Raw genomic sequence first — 19,304 nt, forward strand, 5'->3', positions numbered from 1 at the left:
GTCGTGCATTTTGTAGACATTAATTGTGATATGGGAGAAAGCTTTGGAGCTTACCATTTGGGCAGAGACGAAGAAGTCTTAGATTATATTACCTCCGCGAATATTGCCTGCGGGTTTCATGCGGGTGATCCAGCAACCATGCGAGAGACCGTTAAATTAGCCTTAGAAAAAAATGTCGGAATTGGCGTCCATCCCGGACTTCAGGATTTAGTCGGCTTCGGCAGGAGGGATATGAAAATAACGCCACAAGAGGCTTATGACCTCATCGTGTACCAAATCGGCGCCCTCTATGCTTTTGTTAAATCTGAAGGCGGAAAGCTTCAGCACGTCAAGCCACACGGCGCTCTTTATAATATGGCTGCAAAAAGCGCGTCATTATCAGAAGCGATGGCCGAAGCGGTCTATAAGGTTGATCCGGAGCTGATCCTTTATGGACTGGCTGGGAGTGAACTAGTGAAAGCAGGAAAAAAAATCGGCCTTCGCTCCGCGAATGAAGTGTTCTCTGACCGCACCTACCAGGAGGATGGTTCCTTAACCCCGAGACGGGAGGCTAACGCGCTTATTAAAAGTCAAGAAGCGGCCGTTAGCCAAGTCATCTCGATGGTGAAAGCGGGCAAAGTCACATCTCTCCAAGGATTGGATATATCCATCAAGGCAGATACGATCTGTATTCATGGAGATGGAGAACATGCATTGGATTTTGCGAAATATATTTCAAAAGCGTTAAAAAACGCAGACATCACAATCGCGAAAATTAGTGACTATTAAATTACATCAATGATGCTAGGAGATAAGGTATGGAAAAAAACTCAAGATTAAGTATATTAATGGGAGCTGCCTTCCTGATGGCGACATCAGCTATCGGACCAGGTTTCCTGACTCAAACCACCGTTTTTACGGAAACCCTTCTTGCCAGCTTTGGGTTTGTCATCTTAATATCTATCATTATTGATATCGGCGCCCAAATGAACATATGGAGAATTATCGCTGTATCGGAAAAAAGGGCACAGGATATAGCGAATGAGGTACTGCCAGGGTTAGGTTATTTTTTGGCCGTGCTTATTGTAATCGGCGGCCTGGCGTTTAACATCGGCAACATTGGAGGAACCGGGCTTGGCATGAATGTATTGTTTGGTATTTCTCCTGAACTGGGCGCCTTACTGAGCGGAATCATGGCAATTGGGATCTTTCTAGTGAAAGAAGCGGGTAAGGCAATGGACCGTTTCGCTCAAATCATGGGTTTTGTTATGATTGCACTGACAGTTTACGTAATGTTTAAGGCACAACCTCCATATGGGGAAGCGGTCGAAAGGACGTTTGTTCCCGATGAAATTAATCTTGTGGCGATTGTCACGCTTGTTGGAGGAACAGTTGGCGGCTATATTACATTTGCTGGAGGCCATCGATTGTTAGACGCAGGGCTGAAAGGAAAAGAAGCGGTTCCTGAGGTTACAAGAGGGGCAATCAGCGCGATCGGAATTGCCTCCATTATGAGGATTTTCCTTTTCTTGGCTGCCCTCGGTGTTGCGGTGCAAGGGTTGCCTCTTGATCCAAAAAACCCTGCAGCTTCCGTTTTTCAACATGCTGCCGGCAATATTGGGTATAAGATTTTTGGAGTGATCATTTGGGCAGCTGCCGTTACGTCCGTAGTGGGAGCAGCTTACACATCAGTTTCTTTTATAAAAACATTGAGTAAGACAGTAGCTAAATACGAAAAATGGGTCATTGTCGGATTTATTACAATATCGACTTTAGTGTTTATTGCGATCGGTGAGCCTGCAACGATACTGGTTCTTGTCGGATTGTTAAATGGCCTTATTCTGCCCATTGCATTAGGTGTAATGTTGGTGGCGGCTCATAAAACAAAAATTGTCGGCGATTATAAGCATCCGATATGGATGACGATTTTTGGAGCCATTATTGTGGTCGCGATGGCTTATATGGGCGGTTATTCTATAATTAACGGGATTCCACAACTATTGAAATAAGATTGGGGGAAAAAGCGATGTCTTCTATTACGGTAATGAGCCCTTCTGAGGCCAGAGAAATGATCCGCAATAACAATTGGGAAAAACCTACATCAGGTGTTTCCAATGGATTTATCCAGGCTAATTTAGCGGTGCTGCCAAAAGATTTGGCGTTTGAGTTCCTTCTTTTTTGCCAGCGCAATCCGAAGCCCTGCCCGATTATCGACGTAACAGAACCGGGATCAGGGGTACCGACAATAGCTGCACCGCACGCTGATATCAGAACGGATATCCCCAAATACCGGGTATATCGGAATGGTGTGTTGACAGAAGAAACCAGTGATGTAACAGAGCTATGGGATGAGAATATGGTTGGATTTTTGATTGGCTGCAGCTTCACATTTGAAGAGGGATTGCTCAAAAATGGCATTCCAATCAGACATATCGAAGAAAACTGTAATGTTCCAATGTACAAAACAAATATTCAATGCGTAAAAGCAGGCAGGTTTGAAGGTCCGATGGTCGTCAGTATGCGGCCGATGCCTGAAAAAGACGCAATCAGAGCTGTTCAGGTAACCAGTCGTTTCCCTTCAGTCCATGGGGCTCCGGTCCATATTGGCAATCCTGCGAGCATCGGGATAGCAGATATTCATAAACCGGATTTTGGAGATAGAGTGACCATTAAAGATGGAGAGGTTCCTGTTTTTTGGGCGTGCGGTGTGACGCCACAAGCAGTAGCAATGGAAGTGAAGCCGGAAATTATGATCACCCATGCACCAGGGCATATGTTTATTACAGATTTACCGAATGAGCAATTTGCTGTGTTATGAACAGAGAGAAGGCGCCCTACTATATGAAAAGGCGCTTTTTTTGGTTAAATCATTAATAACTCAAACACTTCAGTGAGTTGCTTAGACCTTTCATGATCTTGTTCCTGGTTGGAATATTCAATCGCTTCCTCGAGCACCTGGTTGAGATAATACATTTCTTCGGCCGTTAAATTTTTTACAAACAATCGTTCAGTATCATATTGTTTATTTGAGATTTTATCATATATTTTCTTTCCGATGGTATCATTCTCCGTATGCCCGGCAAGAATTTCCCTTACATATGCCAAAGATTGGTTCATTCAAATCCCTCCTTGAAAAAATCCTCCTGGTGTTATGTAAGTATTTTACCCATCAGACTCCAAAATACTTAATAAAAAAGGTAATAACAAAAACGGTCTGAATATGAATAACTCCTGTTTGATAAAACATAATAAGGGAGAAGTGCTATTGAATCAAACAGGAGGGAATCTTATGGAAAACCAACAGGGACATACGCATGAAAATATGCACGCAGGTAGCGTATCGCAGCAATTTAATCATGGGGCCCATGAAGTTCTTGATGTTCGTGAGGCGCTTACCGGTTCAATCGGGGCAATGAATCAATATACCGTATTGCGCCAATTCGTAAAAGATCCAGAATTGCTTGATATAATGGACAGGCAATATAAATTCATGAAGGAAGAGTATAACATTACTGTAGAATGCTTTAAAACGGGACAGGATCCTTCCAAGCCAACTCAAAGCTACAAGATGAAGCAGGATAACGACTTTATCTATGGTTTGAAATCTGGTCAACCTGCGGCACCGATCCAATCTGCATCCGAAATGAATGAGCAAACTGTTTCCGGCTGCTTGCTTGGAGCCCAAAAATCTTCAGCTTCCATGAAGACAATGGCGGCATTGGAGTCAACAAATCCTGTCGTTCGCCGCGTGCTTGCGGATTCTGTACCAAACTGTGTTGAAATGGTGTATGAACTTTCCCTATACCAAAACAAGCACCATTACTACCAGGTACCGCAGTTTAATGAGCAGGATATGGCTCAAATGTTAAATGGTTTTGCACCGGCACAGGGAACGAATACACACTAACTTACGAATTTTATCGAACACTTTAATAAAAGAGGTGGATCATGGTTAACATGAATTTTGATAAATTCAATAGCATTCAACAAAAGCACAAATCCCGTTATATCGGCGGCGACAAAACGCAGCAGCAGGGAATCAACGATCACAGGTACAATGACAATCAAAACAGTCAGAAATCACCTGGTGCAACCGGGCGAAAATTCCCTTTGTAGGATGAATAACTGAACATATACCGTTCACTGGTACAAAAGGACCAACACTGGCGTTGGTCCTTTTTCTTATACTTTTTTAATTATTCAATGAATTCTAAATACTTCTTGATAAATATTAATTTGAATGATTTAATGAAAGTAACTTTTGTTACTTATCAGATATGTGATGTCTGAAAGGGGAGGAGACAAGTGCGTGAATGTCGAAAAAATCTCCACAAAGAAATTATCGGATTCGGTTGGAGAGCAAATCGAGAAAATGATTGACTCTGGTACGTTTCACGCAGGTGAAAAACTCCCTTCTGTCCGGGAGCTCTGTGAATTGTTCGGGGTCGGGCGCTCTGCTGTCCGGGATGCCATCAGTATGCTGAGTGGAAAAGGTATTGTTTATGTAAAACAAGGGGAAGGAACATACATATGTGAATTTGATTCCACTAAACTATTCAATAATCATATGTTACTGCCTGCCTCCGGAGACATTACTGAACTGTTTCAAGTTAGAAAAATATTAGAGGCGGGTATTGCCGAGATGGCGGCTTTCAATCGTTCGAAGAAAGATTTGAAGGGCATGGAAAAACTTCTTTCCACGCAATTAAGCAACGGTTGGGAATCAGACTATGAATTTCATATGGCCATTGCCCAAGCAACAGGCAATAAAATTCTCATTGAGTTAATCCAATTCATCTCAACCACATTGAAAAAAGCGATGATCGACTTCCACAGGCATATCCAAAAAAATGAGACCATGGTTCAAACGATTGGCGAACAGCATGACAAAATCTATGAATCCATTAAAATTGGTGAACCAAAACAAGCGAAACAGGCGATGATTGAACACTTAAATTATGTGGAAGAGCTTATGCAGGGAAGTATCATGCATAAGGCTAAATAACCTATTTTTTTGCAACAAAAAAGAAACGGTGTTTGTTATTACAAAACGATAGTGAGGAGGCTAGGAATTGATTACAACAGATTTACTATCTGATTTAAAATCTATTGTATCTGATGAACAACTGATTGAAAGGGAAAACACGAGCCATCCACTAGGAAACAGTGCACAGGTGACCGTCTATCCAAAATCTGAGGACGAAATCGCAAGCGTTTTAAAGTATGCAAATGACAGTGGGAAAAAAATAGCGGTTGTTGCGGGAGGAACAAAAAGAGGATTCGGTGGGCTGACCGAGTCCGTGGATATCTTATTATCTTTAGCGAAATATAAAGGAATTGTTGAACATACGGTTGGGGACATGACATTGACGGTAAAGGCCGGAACGCCGTTTAAGGAGTTGCAGGAATATTTGGCGGAACACAATCAAAAGGTTTCACTCGATCCTGCGTGGCCGGAATATGCAACTGTTGGCGGAATTATCGCTTCGAATGAAAGCGGTCCCAAGCGTTTGGGATATGGTGCTTCGAGAGATGTGGTGATTGGGCTTCGAATGGTCTATCCCGATGGAAGTGTTAACCGTTCCGGCGGCAAAGTAGTAAAAAACGTGGCCGGATATGACATGAACAAGCTTTTTATCGGTTCAATGGGGACGTTGGGTGTCGTATCTGAAGTGACTGTGAAGCTTCGGCCGCTGGCAAAGTATGAAAGCCTAGTCTTATTATCCTTTCCTGAAGGGGATGTAGAGAAGATTCGAGCAAATGCAATCAAACTGTTGGATTCTGTAATAGAGCCAACTTCTCTAGAATTGTTAAGTCCGTCTCTAGCGGAAAGAATGACGGGGCAAAATCAGTATACATTGGCAATCAGCTTTGAAGATGTCGAAAACTCGGTCCATTATCAGGAGGAGTTTGTTAAAAACATTCAACCACTCCATACAAACATGGTGGTTCTTCAACAAAAAGAAGCACAGGCCTTCTGGGATCAATTTTATACAATCGGTCCAAATGGAGCTGTGCTTGTTGAAGGCTCTGAAATAGAAGCTGCTATGAAAATAGGCGTGGTCAATCTCGATGTTCTCAAGGTTATCAAAGAATGTCAGAGTTTAGTAGATTCCGGACGCCTGGCAATCGATGCTCACGGTGGATTGGGACATGGATTGTGCCAGGTAAATTTAAAGGGTTCTGCTGAGGAAATAGAATCAGCAATCAATTACCTGAGGAATTCCGTTACGCAATTAGGTGGATACTCAATTGTTAAACATTTGCCTTTTTCTCTCCGTCAAAAAATCAATATTTGGGGAGAAAACCCTTCGCATTTCTTTTTATTACAAGGGATTAAGGCGAAGATCGATCCGAACAAAGTTCTAAATAATAAACGTTTCGTGGGAGGGATTTAGTAGTGAGTCTAAAAGAAATGGCATTGAAACTTGACCCGTCCTGTACGACCAATAGCCTAAGCAATTATCTTTGGAGCGACGCACCCGACGAAAATAAATGGGCGGACTGTGTACATTGTGGAATGTGTTTGGAATCATGCCCCACTTATGAACTAACCGGCCAGGAGCAGCATTCCCCCCGCGGCCGTGTCCATCTCATTAAATCAGTTGCAGAAGGAAAGCTTGAAGTGAATGAGCAGTTTATGGATCCCGTTTTTACTTGCCTTGACTGCCGCGCGTGTACAACCGCTTGCCCGGCGGATGTTGATGTCGGTGGACTGATTGAAGAAGCCCGCGGCCAGATCCGTCAGGCGATGCCATTAACAGGATGGAAAGGATCGGTAAGCAAACTGTTCCTGCAAGGGATTTTCCCTCATCAAAATCGCTTAAATTCAATGGGAAACTTGCTCAAGTTCTATCAAAAGAGCGGCATGCAGAAGGTTGTCCGCAAAACGAAGCTGATTAATGTTATGCCTCGGCACTTAGTTGAAATGGAAGCGATCATGCCTGAAGTGAAAGAGCCTGTACGAAAAAAATATAAGAACGAAAAGGTCATTAAAGCAAAGGGCGAAACGAGACATGAAGTGTCGTTTTTAACCGGATGTGTCATGGACGTCATGTTCAGTGATATCAATGAATCGACGATTAACGTATTAACCAGGAACGGCAATGACGTTAACATCCCGCAAAACCAGACCTGCTGCGGTGCGCTTCATGTCCACGCTGGTGATCGTGAAACAGGCAGGAAGCTTGCAAAGCAAAATATTGAAGCATTTAAAGATTCAGAGAAGGTTATCGTCAATGCGGCCGGCTGCGGCTGCGCTATGCAGGAATACTCGGAATTGTTCCGGGATGACCCCCAGTGGCATGAAAAAGCGGAAGAGTTTTCCGCAAAGGTGGAAGACATCACCAAATATCTCCATGATACTGGTTATGAAAAACCAAAAGCGAAACTGAATAATCGCATCACCTATCATGACGCCTGCCACCTTGCACATGGACAGGGAGTGCGCCAGGAGCCGCGGGATATTCTGCTTGATATACCGGGAGTGGAAATGGTGCATATGCCGAACGCGGACCGTTGCTGTGGCAGTGCGGGAATCTACAATATCACTAATCCGGAAATGGCTGGAGCCGTGCTGGAAAGCAAGATGCAAAATGTTCCTGAGGATGTGGAAATGATCTCGATGGGGAATCCTGGCTGTATGCTTCAGATGGCAATTGGTGTGCAAAAATACGGAAAAAATCAAAAAATCGTCCATACGATCCAGCTGCTTGACTGGGCTTATCAAAAAGAGGGCGAGCTAAAGGAGGGAGAGTAATGGCTTTAAAAATCAAAACGAAGGATAAGCATATTAAGAACCTGGCGAACCTTGTTACAGGACCACGATCAATTCTATATCACCACGAGGATCTGATCGCCTATGATTGCGACGGGTTCACCTTGCATAGGCATTTGCCTAAAGCGGTCGTGTTCCCGAAGGACACTGAGGAAGTCGCGAAGCTTGTAAAATACTGCTCCGAAAATAAATTGCCTTTCCTCGCCCGCGGAGCCGGCACAGGTTTAAGCGGTGGGGCGATTCCATTAAATGGGGAAGTAATCATTAGCTTAGTCATGATGAAACGCTTGTTAAGTGTGGATCTTGAAAACAGGAGGGCGGTCGTTGAGCCGGGTTATGTCAACCTTAAGCTGACAAATTCGATCGCCGACAAAGGCTATTATTATGCTCCTGATCCCTCAAGCCAATCATGCTGTACAATCGGCGGAAATGTCGCGGAAAATGCTGGAGGAGCACACTGCCTTAAATATGGAGTTACGACAAACCATATTCTCGGGCTCGAGGTTGTCCTGCCAAATGGGGAAATTGTTGAAATTGGCAAAAATGGCATCCAGGACGAACCTGGTTATGACTTGCTCGGTCTGTTGACAGGATCTGAAGGTACCCTGGGCATCGTAACCAAAATAACGGTTCGGATTCTAAAGAATCCTGAAGCGAAGCAAACAGTGCTGGCTTATTTTGATAAAGTTTCAGACGGAAGCCAGGCTGTATCGGATATTATCTCTGCAGGCATCATTCCTGCTGCTCTTGAAATGATGGATAAAACAGCGATTGAAGGGGTGGAGGCGGCTGCGTTTCCTGTTGGACATCCCAAGGATATCGAAGCAGTCCTGCTTATCGAAGTCGATGGAATTCTGGCGGGTATCGATGAGCAGATCAATCAGATACTCGATGTCTGCAACAGTAGAAATGTCCGTGAAGTGAAAGTAGCACAGGATGAGCTGGAAAGGGGCAGATGGTGGGCGAACCGCAAAACAGGTTTTGGAGCGATGGGAGCGATTTCCCCGGACTACTTAGTGCAGGACGGCGTAATCCCGCGGAGCAAGCTACCTGAGGTGCTAAGTAAAATCAACCAAATCAGCGAAGAATCAGGCCTCCGAATCGCCAATATATTTCATGCGGGAGATGGAAATCTTCATCCGTTAGTCCTCTTCGATGCAAGGATTCCAGGTGAAAGCGAAAAGGCATTGGCGGCAGGAAGTGCCTGTCTGCAAGCATGTGCCGACGTGGGCGGTACAATCACTGGTGAGCACGGCGTTGGAATTGAGAAAATAGAAGAGATGCGGTTTGTCTTTACTGATGAAGAAATCATCTCTCAGACTAATATACGGGAAGTGTTCAACCCTGATAATCTATTAAATGGGGGCAAATTATTTCCAATGCCGGGACGTTGTGTGGAAATTAAGAGAGATCTTAAAGAAAGAGAAACGGTTATTTCATAAAAGAGAAACTTTTGTTGGCAGGCAGACGTAACATGGACAGTCTGCCTGTTCTTTACACAGTTTATACGGATGTAAAAGATTAATTGAACAAATTTTATGAAAATTGTTAACAAATACGGAATTCCATGATATTATTTTTTTATATTCCATATTGAAACACCGTTTCGTAATAACAAACAAAAATAATTAAGAAGCAATTGATTCAAAGGAGGAGATCTTCAATGACAAACTATGTAAAAGCAGGGAATCTTCAGGTGGCTCCGGAACTTTTTGATTTTATCAATTCAGAAGTCCTGCCGGAAAGCGGATTGGATCGGGATAAATTCTGGTCTGATTTTGGGAAATTGGTTCATGATTTAACGCCGAAAAACAAAGAATTATTGGACCGCCGTGATCAAATCCAGGACAAAATAAACGCCTGGTATCGGGAAAATAAAGAGAGCTTCGATTCAGAACAGTATAAATCATTTTTGCAAGAGTTGGGCTATCTGGAACCGGAAGTGGAAGATTTTCAAATCACGACAAAAGAAGTGGACGATGAAATTGCTGTCCAGGCAGGCCCGCAACTGGTCGTTCCGGTTAATAATGCCCGCTATGCGATTAACGCTGCCAACGCTCGCTGGGGAAGTCTGTATGACGCTCTTTATGGAACAGATGCGATCAGTGAGGAAGACGGCGCTCACCGGGAAGGCAGTTACAATCCGGTTCGTGGAGAGAAAGTGATTCAATTTGCGAGGGAATTTCTGGACCAAGCTGCTCCTTTAAAGCAAGCTTCCCACATAGATGCCGTGCGTTATAGCATTGATGGCGGAAAATTGTCTGTTGAACTTCGCAACGGGGAAAAAACCGGGCTTGAACACGTTGGCAAATTTGCCGGCTACCATGGGCAACCTGAAAACCCAGCAACCATATTATTGAAAAATAACGGACTGCATTTTGAAGTTCAAATTGATCCGAATCATCCAATCGGCCAGACGGATGCAGCCGGTGTGAAAGATGTACTTATGGAAGCTGCTACGACGACAATCATGGACTGCGAAGATTCAGTAACAGCCGTTGATGCTGAAGACAAGGTGCTCGTTTACCGCAATTGGTTAGGTTTGATGAAAGGGGATTTGTCTGCCACCTTCACAAAAGGTAATAAGACAATGACGAGAACACTTAATCCTGACCGCAGCTACACCTCGCCAACAGGAGATGAATTAACACTCTCAGGCCGCTCGCTTTTGTTTGTCCGCAATGTGGGACACTTGATGACGAATAATGCGATATTGGATCAAGCAGGCGAGGAAATTCAAGAAGGGATTCTGGATGCAGTCTTAACAAGCCTTATTGCTAAGCATACGCTTTTAGGAAGTGGGCCTTATCAAAATACTTCCAAGGGCTCTATTTATATCGTGAAGCCGAAAATGCACGGATCAGAAGAAGTCGCATTTGCGAATCAGTTGTTTGACCGGGTTGAAGACATTCTTGATTTAAAGCGCAATACTCTAAAAATTGGTGTTATGGATGAGGAACGTCGCACATCTTTGAACTTAAAAGCTTGTATCCGTCAGGTAAAAGACCGGGTTGTATTCATCAATACCGGATTCCTTGATCGCACCGGTGATGAAATCCATACATCCATGGAAGCAGGCCCGATGATCCGCAAAAGTGAAATGAAATCATCAATATGGCTGCAGGCGTATGAACAATCCAATGTGAATACTGGCCTTGCGAGCGGTTTCCAGGGCCGGGCCCAGATCGGTAAAGGAATGTGGGCCATGCCCGACATGATGGAGGAAATGCTAAAACAGAAGATCGGCCATGTGAAAACCGGTGCAAATACAGCATGGGTGCCGTCACCGACCGCAGCTACACTGCATGCTCTCCACTACCATCAAGTGGATGTTAATAAAGTGCAAAATGAGAAAATCAAAGAATCAAAAGATCTTAGAAATGAAATTCTGGAGTTACCAGTTGAGAAAAATCCACAATGGAACACTGAAGAAATCCAGGAGGAACTCGACAACAATTGTCAAACGATGCTGGGTTATGTTGTCCGTTGGGTGGAACAGGGAGTGGGCTGCTCTAAAGTACCGGATATTAACGATGTTGGGCTTATGGAGGATCGTGCTACACTAAGGATTTCCAGCCAGCATATGGCGAACTGGCTGCACCACGGAATCATTTCGAAAGAACAAGTGCTAGGGACTTTAAAACGGATGGCCAAAATAGTCGATGAGCAAAATGCCGCTGACGCCGGATACCGTCCGATGTCCAAGAATTATGAAGAATCAGTAGCTTTCCAGGCCGCTTGTGACTTGGTTTTTGAAGGCTATGACCAGCCAAGCGGATACACTGAGCCAATCCTGCACCGCCGCCGTATTGAAGCAAAGGCCAAGTTTGCCGTGAATCAATAACCAGACTAAATTACCGGGACATTCTAGTTTTTAGGAGGTTCCGGTGTATCACTCTATTTTACCTGTTGAAATGAAGAGACTACCCCCTTGCCGAAGAACAGCAGTTTCAACAACAACCAAAAAAAATGATTGGAGGAGTTGATGCTATGCGAAACCTTCGGGAAGAATCGCTAGAACTACACAAGCGGTCTAAAGGAAAAATAACTGTGAACGTCAAGGTACCTGTAAAAGATGCATATGATTTGAGTTTAGCCTATTCACCGGGGGTAGCAGAGCCTTGTAAAGAAATCTTTCAAAACCCCGAGAAAATTTATGATTACACGATAAAAGGCAACCTGGTCGCGGTGGTATCAGATGGATCTGCTGTATTAGGCTTAGGCAATATCGGTGCCGCGGCATCAATGCCTGTTATGGAAGGGAAAGCTGCTTTATTTAAAGCATTCGCTGATATTGATGCGTTCCCGATTTGTTTAAATACAAATGACGCTGAAGAGATTATCTCTATAGTAAAAGCATTGGAACCGACATTCGGCGGAATCAATCTCGAAGACATTTCGGCACCAAACTGTTTCATCATCGAGGAAAGACTTAAAAAGGAAATGAACATCCCCGTTTTTCATGATGATCAACATGGAACTGCGATTGTGACAGCGGCCGGGTTAGCCAACGCTTTGAAGGTAGTGAACAAAGGGATTGAAGACATCAAGGTGGTAGTAAATGGAGCAGGCGCTGCCGGTATTGCGATTACGAAATTGCTGATTAGGTTGGGCGTTCAGGACATCATCATGTGCGATACAAAGGGAGCGATTTACAAAGGCCGGGAAAATGGCATGAATTCCATGAAGGAAGCCGTTTCAGAAATTACCAATAAAAGCAGGGTGACAGGTTCATTACAGGAAGTCATGAACGGTGCCGACGTGTTTGTCGGCGTATCCGTAGCTGATGCAGTAACGCCGGGGATGGTGCAGTCGATGAACAAGGATGCCATCATCTTTGCGATGGCCAATCCCATCCCGGAAATCATGCCGGATGCTGCAAAGGCAGCCGGAGCGGCAGTTGTCGGAACAGGGCGTTCAGACTTGCCGAACCAAGTAAATAATGTGCTTGCATTCCCTGGAATTTTTAAAGGGGCCCTACAGGTTTTCGCTTCAGAAATTAATGAAGAAATGAAAGTGGCAGCCGTATATGCGATAGCGGGTTTAATTCATCCGCATGAGCTTTCATATGACTATGTGATCCCCAATGCATTTGATGACAGGGTGGTAGAAGCAGTAGCAAATGCTGTTGCTGATGCAGCTGTTAAATCTGGAGTCGCCCGCAAAAAAACAGAACTGGAAAATTTGGTTTGAGAGGAGAAAAACGATGAAGTTTACTAGATTTACAACAAACTCTGTCATTTATACTGGGGTTATAAAAGAGGAGACGATAAGAGAAATTAAAGGTGATATGTTAGGTGATTGGGAGTATACCGGCCAAACGTTTTCCGTGAGTGAAGTAAAACTTCTGGCTCCGCTTAAGCCAAATCAAATCATCGGAATTGGCGCCAACTACGTTTCCAAAGTGGAAGATATCCCGCAAGAACTTCCGGAAATTCCAGTATTCTTCTTCAAGCCAACATCATCAGTAATTGGTCCTGAAGAAGAAATTAGGCTCCCGGAAGGAATCGATCAAGTAAAATTTGAATCAGAATTAGCCATCGTTATTGGCAAACAGGCAAAAAATGTCCCTGAATCCGAGGTATTGGATTATATATTCGGGTATACGGTCGGAAATGACGTTACGGCGCCTCAATTCTTCCATAGTGATGGCCACTGGACGATTGGTAAATCATTCGACACATTTACTCCATTAGGCCCTGTAATCGAAACAGAACTCGACCCTTTTAACGTGAATGTTGAAGCAAAACTGAATGATACAGAAAAACAAAACAGCGCAACTGAATTAATGATCATACCACTTCGTAAAATGGTCTCTTATTTGACGAATGTGATGACACTCCAGCCTGGAGATGTAATCCTGACGGGAAGTCCTGTTGGAGCAGAGCTGGTAGGGGCGGGAGATGTCATTGAATGCGAGATAAAAGAGATTGGAACTCTCAGGAATACGTTTGCAACAGCTCAGGCAAGGCGCTAAAATGTATTAATAATCTAACAAATGCCCGGCATTTTCTGTGCTATAATTCAAGTCAATAACGTTTTACATTCGAGGTGAGCAATTATGGAAAGAGAGAATATGGTGAAGTCCGTAAGCCGGGCGTTAGATATTATTACTTTGGTCAGTTCAAAAAAAGGTGGTTTGGGTGTAACAGAAATCGCCAATCAAATAGATATCAATAAAAGCTCTGTTTATCGCATATTAACCACACTAGTCCAGTATGGTTATGTTGAACAAGATATGGAGACGGGCCGTTATAAGCTTGGCTATAAATTCTTAGAGGTTAGTTCCAAGCTTTTGGATTCCATTGATCTAAGATCCGAAGCAAAGCCATTTTTGCAGGAATTGGAGAACTTCACGAACGAGGTGATCCACCTGGTCGTATACGATCAAGGAGAAGTCGTCTATATTGAAAAGTTAGAGGGCAATGAAACCTTACGTATGCATTCCAAAGTAGGAAAAAGAGCGCCGATGCATTGCACGTCAGTAGGAAAAGCAATTCTCGCTCATCTGCCTTCCAGTGTTGTGCTCGACATTCTGGAACGGAAAGGATTGCCGGTGCACACGGACAAAACCATAACGGATAAGGATGAGTTCATTCAAGAACTAAATCAAGTGAAGCAGAGAGGTTATGCACTGGATTTAGAAGAAAATGAGACCGGGATTACTTGCATTGCTGTTCCAATCTTTGACCATTTAGGAAAGGCGATTGCGGCTGTCAGTATATCCGGACCGACTATTCGTATGACAGAAGAACGATTGAATGAGCTTCAAACACAAATGCAGCGAATCGGAAAGCAAATTTCAACAAGGCTTGGATATGAAAGCAAGATTAACTAAGAAGGATCTGAAAAATTTGTTCGAGTAAAGCTTTAAAAAAGAATATCGAACAATTTTTTTATGTATCGAATTTTCAAGATTTTACTGCTAGATGATTCCTTAACTCGAAAAACCTTCCATCAAATGCGATGAAAGGTTTTATTTGCGTTTACATTCAATTTATCCATGTTGTTAGGTCTTTGAAATGAGTTTTTTTCACTTTTGGTGCTTCCATATCAGGATATCCGAGGTAAATGAAAGCTAGGATTTCACCAGCTTCAGATAGACCGAAAAAATCCCTCACTTTTTCATGATAACAAATTTCACCCGTGCGCCAGATCGCTCCTAACCCAAGCGAATGGGCAGTTAACAGCATATTCTGTACCGCGCTGTGCACAGCCGCATATTCCTCATTTTTTATGACATTCTTTTTTTCAGTCGGTTCTACGCCAACGGCAATAATAACCGGTGCCCTATGTGGATTCTTCTTTGCTTTTTCTATTTTTTTTAGATCGTCCTCTGAGATAGGCTCCGTGCATTTTGCCGTTGTGATATCTTCGAAAACCTCCCCGAGCCGATTTCTGCCTTCACCCGTGATGACAAAAAATCTCCAAGGTTCAGTTCGAAAATGATTGGGCGCATAGGTGCCGGCCTCTAAAATTTGATCAATTAATTCATGAGGTACCGGATCAGGTTTAATCAGTCCAATGGTTCTCCTAGTTTTGATTGCCTCAAATGTTTCCATCATATCCCCCTTTTCATTCCATCCTTATTTTTTAAAAAGGAACTTTATTCAAAATAGTTCATTTATCAAAACTATCCGGGTTTGTGCCAACACGGCGGTCTTCGTTTAAGGAAGTGATTTTGTCCATTTCTTCCAGGGTTAGGACAAAATCAAAAATATCTGCATTGTCAACAATCCGGTGTTCTTTAATGGACTTAGGGATTGTCACCACACCGTTTTGTAAATCCCAGCGTAAAATCACCTGAGGGACGGATTTACTATATTTTTGGCCAATCTCTTTTAGAACCGGGTTATCTAACAACTGTCCTCTCATAAGGGGTGACCAGGCTTCAAGCTGAATATGTTGCTTCTTACAATACTCATGAAGCTCAGTTTGTGTTAAACGAGGGTGATATTCTACTTGATTCACCATTGGTGTAATTTCAGAATCAGCCAGTAAATCTTCTAAATGGTGAATATGGAAATTACTGACGCCAATCGCGCGAACACGGCCATCTTTATATAGTTTCTCCATTGCTTTCCAAGTTTCTTTGTATGTATCCTTTACAGGCCAATGTATTAAGTATAAGTCTAAATAATCTATATCCAGATTTTTCAGGCTTTTTTCAAACGAATCTATAGTCGTTTCATATCCTTGTTCAGTATTCCATACCTTTGTTGTGATAAACAGTTCTTCGCGGGAAATGCCTGATTCCTTGATTGCTTTTCCGACACCTTCTTCATTTTTGTAAAAGGACGCGGTGTCAATGCTGCGATAACCGTGTCTGATTGCTGTGTTTACAGCGTTAACCACTTCTTGTCCTTCTTCCACTTTGTAAACGCCTAAACCAAACCAGGGCATTTTGACACCATTGTTTAAGGTTGTACAATCTTGAAGAGTTTTTGCCATATCGTAACCTCCCTAACATCTACTATATTTTCTCATAGTTGATTTTAAAAAGTAAATAATTAGCATTTGCTTGAAACATAATACTTTCATCATACCGACGAATCATGTTATTAATACATACAACAGGGAAAAGATAGTAAATAATGAACAGGGAGGAGAAAAGATGAAATATAGAGTGGAGAAAGATACGATGGGTGAAGTGCAGGTTCCTTATGATAAATATTGGGGGGCACAGACAGAGAGAAGCAGGGTGAACTTTAAGATTGGTAATGAAAAAATGCCGGTTGAGCTCATTCAGGCGTTCGCACATGTAAAACAGGCGGCAGCAAGAGTTAACAACGACTTGGGCAGTCTCCCGGAAATGAAACGGAAAGCAATTGAAAAAATATGTGGAGAAATTCTAGAAGGCGAGCTGGATGAGCATTTTCCGCTTGTTGTTTGGCAGACGGGCAGCGGAACACAAAGCAATATGAATGTGAATGAAGTGATTGCGAATAAAGGGAATGAATGGTTGAAGGAACAGGGAAGCGACGAAAAGCTTCATCCAAACGATGACGTGAATAAAGCGCAAAGCTCGAATGATTCATTTCCGACGGCCATGCATATAGCTGCCTATATTTCTGTGGTGCAAACCTTACTGCCGGCGATAAAAGAGCTGCGTGATACATTTGCCGGGAAAGAAGAACAGTTCACAGATCTTGTGAAAATTGGCCGTACCCATCTCCAGGATGCCACACCGCTAACGCTCGGACAGGAAATCAGCGGCTGGAAGGCGATGCTGGATAAAAGCATGAAGATGATCGAAGAGAGCAGCCAGCATTTATTAAACCTTGCCATCGGTGGAACCGCTGTGGGAACCGGAATAAACGCTCACAAGGAGTTTGGTGAAAGAGCGGCCAAACAAATTAGCGATGCGACCGGTTATGAGTTTGTGGCTTCCGATAATACATTTCATGCGCTGACAAGCCATGATGAGATCGTTTATGTTCATGGCGCGTTGAAGGCGCTTGCGGCGGATTTAATGAAGATAGCCAATGATGTAAGATGGCTGGCAAGCGGTCCCAGAAGTGGAATTGGAGAGATATCAATACCGGCGAACGAACCGGGAAGCAGTATCATGCCCGGAAAAGTAAACCCTACTCAGAGTGAAGCTTTGACGATGATTGCCGCCCAGGTTTTCGGGAATGATGCGACCATCGGTTTTGCAGCAAGCCAGGGTAATTTTGAACTGAATGTATTTAAGCCTGTGATAATCTACAACTTCCTGCAATCTGTGAAGCTTCTCAGTGAAGGGATGCAATCATTCAACGAAAATTGCGCCAAAGGCATCGAGGCAAACGAAGAGAAAATAAAAGAGAATGTTCAACGTTCATTGATGCTGGTAACGGCACTGAATCCCCATATCGGCTACGAAAAGGCTGCAGAAATTGCTAAGCTTGCGTTTAAAGATAACGCTACATTGAAGGAAACGGCTTTGAAATTGGGATATTTGACTGAAAAACAGTTTGATGAGTGGGTAAATCCGCAAAATATGGTTAATAAGAGTTAATTGATTTTCCTCCTTAAATGGGAGGGTACATATGGAAGGATGGATGCTATGGCTTTATGTCCGCTATGCAACGGACTGCGCACGATTCATGTAGCATGCCCGAATTGCGATACAGAAATGAAAGATACCGGAAAAGTAATGGATTACTACGATGAGTATAGTGCGTACGAAGACATCAATACGTTAAAAAAGGTGGATGGATTTCCGGATTCTTTGAAAAACGGGGAATGTCCACATTTACTGAGCTGTCCATCGTGCGGTCACGATGAAGTGGTGCTTATAAAGGAATGATTGGCTGAGCAATCCGTTTTTGATGTTAAGGTGGTGAAGTCTGATCGGATTTTTGAAGAGAATCATTTATAGATGGCGGTCTAAAGTAGACTCTTCCTTTATTGGTTCCTTTAAAAGGAAGGTTCATGGAGTGGAGGAGGCGTGTTGCAGTTTGCCGGGAAGAAATCTTCAGGAAGTTACAGAACTCTTTATTGGAGATGGAAGGTTTTATTAGAAGAAAGTAATCCATCAATGCTTGAACATGGCTTTTGTTGGATGAACCGGTACATTTGGGACAATTCCAGCACCCGTGGTTACGTCCGAGCGGTAGGTGTTTGCATATGGGGCATTGAACTCCAGTTAGCACTTCATTTTTGGATATATTATAAACATTAAGAATATCGACATCATGGGGTGAATGGTTGTTTAACAAACTCTGACTTAGTTTTATAATATCCTTTGATAGCAGTTTTTCTTTTTTATATTGGTATTCATAAGCTTTTGTTCTATCTGACAAATCTGATGAGTGGCATATTCTTTGGCTTAAAGCGGATTTTTTTGGCCCGGTCTTAACGATGGTAGCAGAATTACTGATTACAACTAGATATTCTATTGGAAACGAAATGATATTTAGGTTGCTCATATATATCTGCAACTGTTGCTGATGTCTTTTAGCTTGAGAAATTGGATTAGGAAAACCATCTTCTTTATTTTGTATGGTACGGATTAATTGATTGAAAGTTTGATCAAACAGTAATGTTCCGGAAATATTTTTCACTTCAACGATTAATGCATATGAGGAAGTAAGAAGTAGCGTATCGATTTGAAAGTATTGGTCATCATTGTGGAGGCGTAAATCGTGGAAAATGTGGTATTTGTCATTTGGAAGGTAACGAAGATGGTAGTCGAGTGATTCCTCGCCGTTGTATCCAGCATTTCTTCGCGCTAAATCCTTTTCAATATCAGGCCGTTTTGGATGATATGAAGGTAGTCTTCTTAATAGTGCCTTTAATTTAAGAATTCTTAGTGGAATCTGGCGTTCTTTTATTATCAAATTATCACTCCTAACAGTTTTTTTATAAATTTCTATATATTTAGGCTGTGTTCCTGCAAAATGAGAAAAAAATCTGATGTAAAAATAGCTAACTAAATTTATGCTCGAAATCTAAGATATATGCCCGAAGTATGAGATATATGACCGAAATTTGAGATATATGCTTGATATTCGAAATATATGCTCGAAACAGAAAATATGCTCGAAATCTAACATATATGCCC

Annotated in this window: 19 protein-coding genes; 15 read left to right on the forward strand and 4 right to left on the reverse strand. The window is 42.8% G+C overall.

The features are described from left to right. Positions 1–3 precede the first annotated feature (3 nt). From LQ216_RS02745 to LQ216_RS02755, 3 genes are read left to right on the forward strand one after another with little or no spacing between them, the layout of a single operon-like run. Positions 4–768 carry a 5-oxoprolinase subunit PxpA gene (locus LQ216_RS02745; RefSeq protein WP_230126590.1) on the forward strand — a complete coding sequence of 255 codons (765 nt, stop codon included), beginning with the start codon at positions 4–6 and terminating at the stop codon, positions 766–768. A 29-nt stretch (positions 769–797) separates the two neighbouring features. Continuing rightward, positions 798–1,988 (forward strand): NRAMP family divalent metal transporter, encoded by a 1,191-nt coding sequence (locus LQ216_RS02750; RefSeq protein WP_230126591.1) that lies wholly within the window; start codon positions 798–800, stop codon positions 1,986–1,988. Positions 1,989–2,005: 17 nt separating this feature from the next. After that, on the forward strand, positions 2,006–2,797 hold the full coding sequence (locus LQ216_RS02755) for a putative hydro-lyase (RefSeq protein WP_290369214.1): 792 nt from the start codon (positions 2,006–2,008) through the stop codon (positions 2,795–2,797). Positions 2,798–2,841: 44 nt separating this feature from the next. On the opposite strand, the gene LQ216_RS02760 is transcribed toward LQ216_RS02755, so the two are convergent. Beyond that, positions 2,842–3,096, reverse strand: a complete 255-nt coding sequence (locus tag LQ216_RS02760) for a sporulation protein (RefSeq protein ID WP_230126592.1) — start codon at positions 3,094–3,096, stop codon at positions 2,842–2,844. 172 nt (positions 3,097–3,268) lie between these two features. Here LQ216_RS02760 and LQ216_RS02765 point away from each other — a divergent pair, with 172 nt between their 5' ends. The 10 genes from LQ216_RS02765 (at position 3,269) to LQ216_RS02810 (ending at position 14,594) form a co-directional block, all read left to right on the forward strand. Further along, on the forward strand, positions 3,269–3,886 hold the full coding sequence (locus LQ216_RS02765; RefSeq protein WP_230126593.1) for a spore coat protein: 618 nt from the start codon (positions 3,269–3,271) through the stop codon (positions 3,884–3,886). 41 nt (positions 3,887–3,927) lie between these two features. Continuing rightward, complete coding sequence (locus tag LQ216_RS02770; protein WP_160118405.1) at positions 3,928–4,095, forward strand: hypothetical protein; 168 nt, start codon at positions 3,928–3,930, stop codon at positions 4,093–4,095. Positions 4,096–4,288: 193 nt separating this feature from the next. Further along, positions 4,289–4,984 carry a FadR/GntR family transcriptional regulator gene (locus LQ216_RS02775; RefSeq protein WP_230126594.1) on the forward strand — a complete coding sequence of 232 codons (696 nt, stop codon included), beginning with the start codon at positions 4,289–4,291 and terminating at the stop codon, positions 4,982–4,984. A 67-nt stretch (positions 4,985–5,051) separates the two neighbouring features. Beyond that, on the forward strand, positions 5,052–6,377 hold the full coding sequence (locus LQ216_RS02780) for an FAD-binding oxidoreductase (protein ID WP_230126595.1): 1,326 nt from the start codon (positions 5,052–5,054) through the stop codon (positions 6,375–6,377). Between the two features lie 2 nt (positions 6,378–6,379). Further along, positions 6,380–7,738 carry a (Fe-S)-binding protein gene (locus LQ216_RS02785; RefSeq protein WP_230126596.1) on the forward strand — a complete coding sequence of 453 codons (1,359 nt, stop codon included), beginning with the start codon at positions 6,380–6,382 and terminating at the stop codon, positions 7,736–7,738. After that, a complete protein-coding gene (locus LQ216_RS02790; RefSeq protein WP_230126597.1) occupies positions 7,738–9,198 on the forward strand; it encodes an FAD-linked oxidase C-terminal domain-containing protein in 1,461 nt (486 codons plus the stop codon). The genes LQ216_RS02785 and LQ216_RS02790 overlap by 1 nt, the downstream gene beginning before the upstream one ends. 221 nt (positions 9,199–9,419) lie before the next feature. Beyond that, positions 9,420–11,600 (forward strand): malate synthase G, encoded by a 2,181-nt coding sequence (locus tag LQ216_RS02795; RefSeq protein WP_230126598.1) that lies wholly within the window; start codon positions 9,420–9,422, stop codon positions 11,598–11,600. 146 nt (positions 11,601–11,746) lie between these two features. Further along, positions 11,747–12,949 (forward strand): malic enzyme-like NAD(P)-binding protein, encoded by a 1,203-nt coding sequence (locus LQ216_RS02800; RefSeq protein ID WP_230126599.1) that lies wholly within the window; start codon positions 11,747–11,749, stop codon positions 12,947–12,949. A 13-nt stretch (positions 12,950–12,962) separates the two neighbouring features. Next, entirely contained in the window at positions 12,963–13,733 is a 771-nt protein-coding gene (locus tag LQ216_RS02805) for a fumarylacetoacetate hydrolase family protein (RefSeq protein ID WP_230126600.1), read from the forward strand. 84 nt (positions 13,734–13,817) lie between these two features. Continuing rightward, on the forward strand, positions 13,818–14,594 hold the full coding sequence (locus LQ216_RS02810; RefSeq protein ID WP_230126601.1) for an IclR family transcriptional regulator: 777 nt from the start codon (positions 13,818–13,820) through the stop codon (positions 14,592–14,594). Positions 14,595–14,748: 154 nt separating this feature from the next. Here LQ216_RS02810 and LQ216_RS02815 read toward each other — a convergent pair whose 3' ends face one another. Beyond that, the gene (locus LQ216_RS02815) at positions 14,749–15,321 is read right to left on the reverse strand and encodes a nitroreductase (protein ID WP_354958302.1); all 573 of its coding nucleotides are present in this window, start codon (positions 15,319–15,321) and stop codon (positions 14,749–14,751) included. A gap of 55 nt (positions 15,322–15,376) precedes the next feature. Further along, positions 15,377–16,207: an aldo/keto reductase gene (locus LQ216_RS02820; RefSeq protein ID WP_230126602.1), complete on the reverse strand. Its 831-nt coding sequence runs from the start codon at positions 16,205–16,207 to the stop codon at positions 15,377–15,379. Between the two features lie 163 nt (positions 16,208–16,370). Between LQ216_RS02820 and fumC the strand changes: the two genes are divergently transcribed. Next, the gene (gene fumC, locus LQ216_RS02825; RefSeq protein WP_230126603.1) at positions 16,371–17,756 is read left to right on the forward strand and encodes a class II fumarate hydratase; all 1,386 of its coding nucleotides are present in this window, start codon (positions 16,371–16,373) and stop codon (positions 17,754–17,756) included. Positions 17,757–17,804: 48 nt separating this feature from the next. Continuing rightward, positions 17,805–18,047: a hypothetical protein gene (locus tag LQ216_RS02830; protein ID WP_230126604.1), complete on the forward strand. Its 243-nt coding sequence runs from the start codon at positions 17,805–17,807 to the stop codon at positions 18,045–18,047. A 25-nt stretch (positions 18,048–18,072) separates the two neighbouring features. On the opposite strand, the gene LQ216_RS02835 is transcribed toward LQ216_RS02830, so the two are convergent. Further along, entirely contained in the window at positions 18,073–19,080 is a 1,008-nt protein-coding gene (locus tag LQ216_RS02835; RefSeq protein ID WP_230126605.1) for a nuclease-related domain-containing protein, read from the reverse strand. Positions 19,081–19,304: the final 224 nt, after the last annotated feature.

The organism is Bacillus sp. CECT 9360 (genome assembly GCF_918741275.1).
In the GTDB taxonomy this organism is placed as follows: domain Bacteria; phylum Bacillota; class Bacilli; order Bacillales; family DSM-1321; genus Peribacillus.

What these genes read in the sequence shown, in the direction of transcription:
- LQ216_RS02750 (WP_230126591.1), top strand. Translation starts at nt 798, where the DNA reads ATGGAAAAAAACTCAAGATTAAGTATATTAATGGGAGCTGCCTTCCTG.
- LQ216_RS02755 (WP_290369214.1), top strand. Translation starts at nt 2,006, where the DNA reads ATGTCTTCTATTACGGTAATGAGCCCTTCTGAGGCCAGAGAAATGATC.
- LQ216_RS02760 (WP_230126592.1), bottom strand. Translation starts at nt 3,096, where the DNA reads ATGAACCAATCTTTGGCATATGTAAGGGAAATTCTTGCCGGGCATACG.
- LQ216_RS02765 (WP_230126593.1), top strand. Translation starts at nt 3,269, where the DNA reads ATGGAAAACCAACAGGGACATACGCATGAAAATATGCACGCAGGTAGC.
- LQ216_RS02770 (WP_160118405.1), top strand. Translation starts at nt 3,928, where the DNA reads ATGGTTAACATGAATTTTGATAAATTCAATAGCATTCAACAAAAGCAC.
- LQ216_RS02790 (WP_230126597.1), top strand. Translation starts at nt 7,738, where the DNA reads ATGGCTTTAAAAATCAAAACGAAGGATAAGCATATTAAGAACCTGGCG.
- LQ216_RS02795 (WP_230126598.1), top strand. Translation starts at nt 9,420, where the DNA reads ATGACAAACTATGTAAAAGCAGGGAATCTTCAGGTGGCTCCGGAACTT.
- LQ216_RS02800 (WP_230126599.1), top strand. Translation starts at nt 11,747, where the DNA reads ATGCGAAACCTTCGGGAAGAATCGCTAGAACTACACAAGCGGTCTAAA.
- LQ216_RS02805 (WP_230126600.1), top strand. Translation starts at nt 12,963, where the DNA reads ATGAAGTTTACTAGATTTACAACAAACTCTGTCATTTATACTGGGGTT.
- LQ216_RS02810 (WP_230126601.1), top strand. Translation starts at nt 13,818, where the DNA reads ATGGAAAGAGAGAATATGGTGAAGTCCGTAAGCCGGGCGTTAGATATT.
- LQ216_RS02815 (WP_354958302.1), bottom strand. Translation starts at nt 15,321, where the DNA reads ATGATGGAAACATTTGAGGCAATCAAAACTAGGAGAACCATTGGACTG.
- LQ216_RS02820 (WP_230126602.1), bottom strand. Translation starts at nt 16,207, where the DNA reads ATGGCAAAAACTCTTCAAGATTGTACAACCTTAAACAATGGTGTCAAA.
- fumC (WP_230126603.1), top strand. Translation starts at nt 16,371, where the DNA reads ATGAAATATAGAGTGGAGAAAGATACGATGGGTGAAGTGCAGGTTCCT.
- LQ216_RS02830 (WP_230126604.1), top strand. Translation starts at nt 17,805, where the DNA reads ATGGCTTTATGTCCGCTATGCAACGGACTGCGCACGATTCATGTAGCA.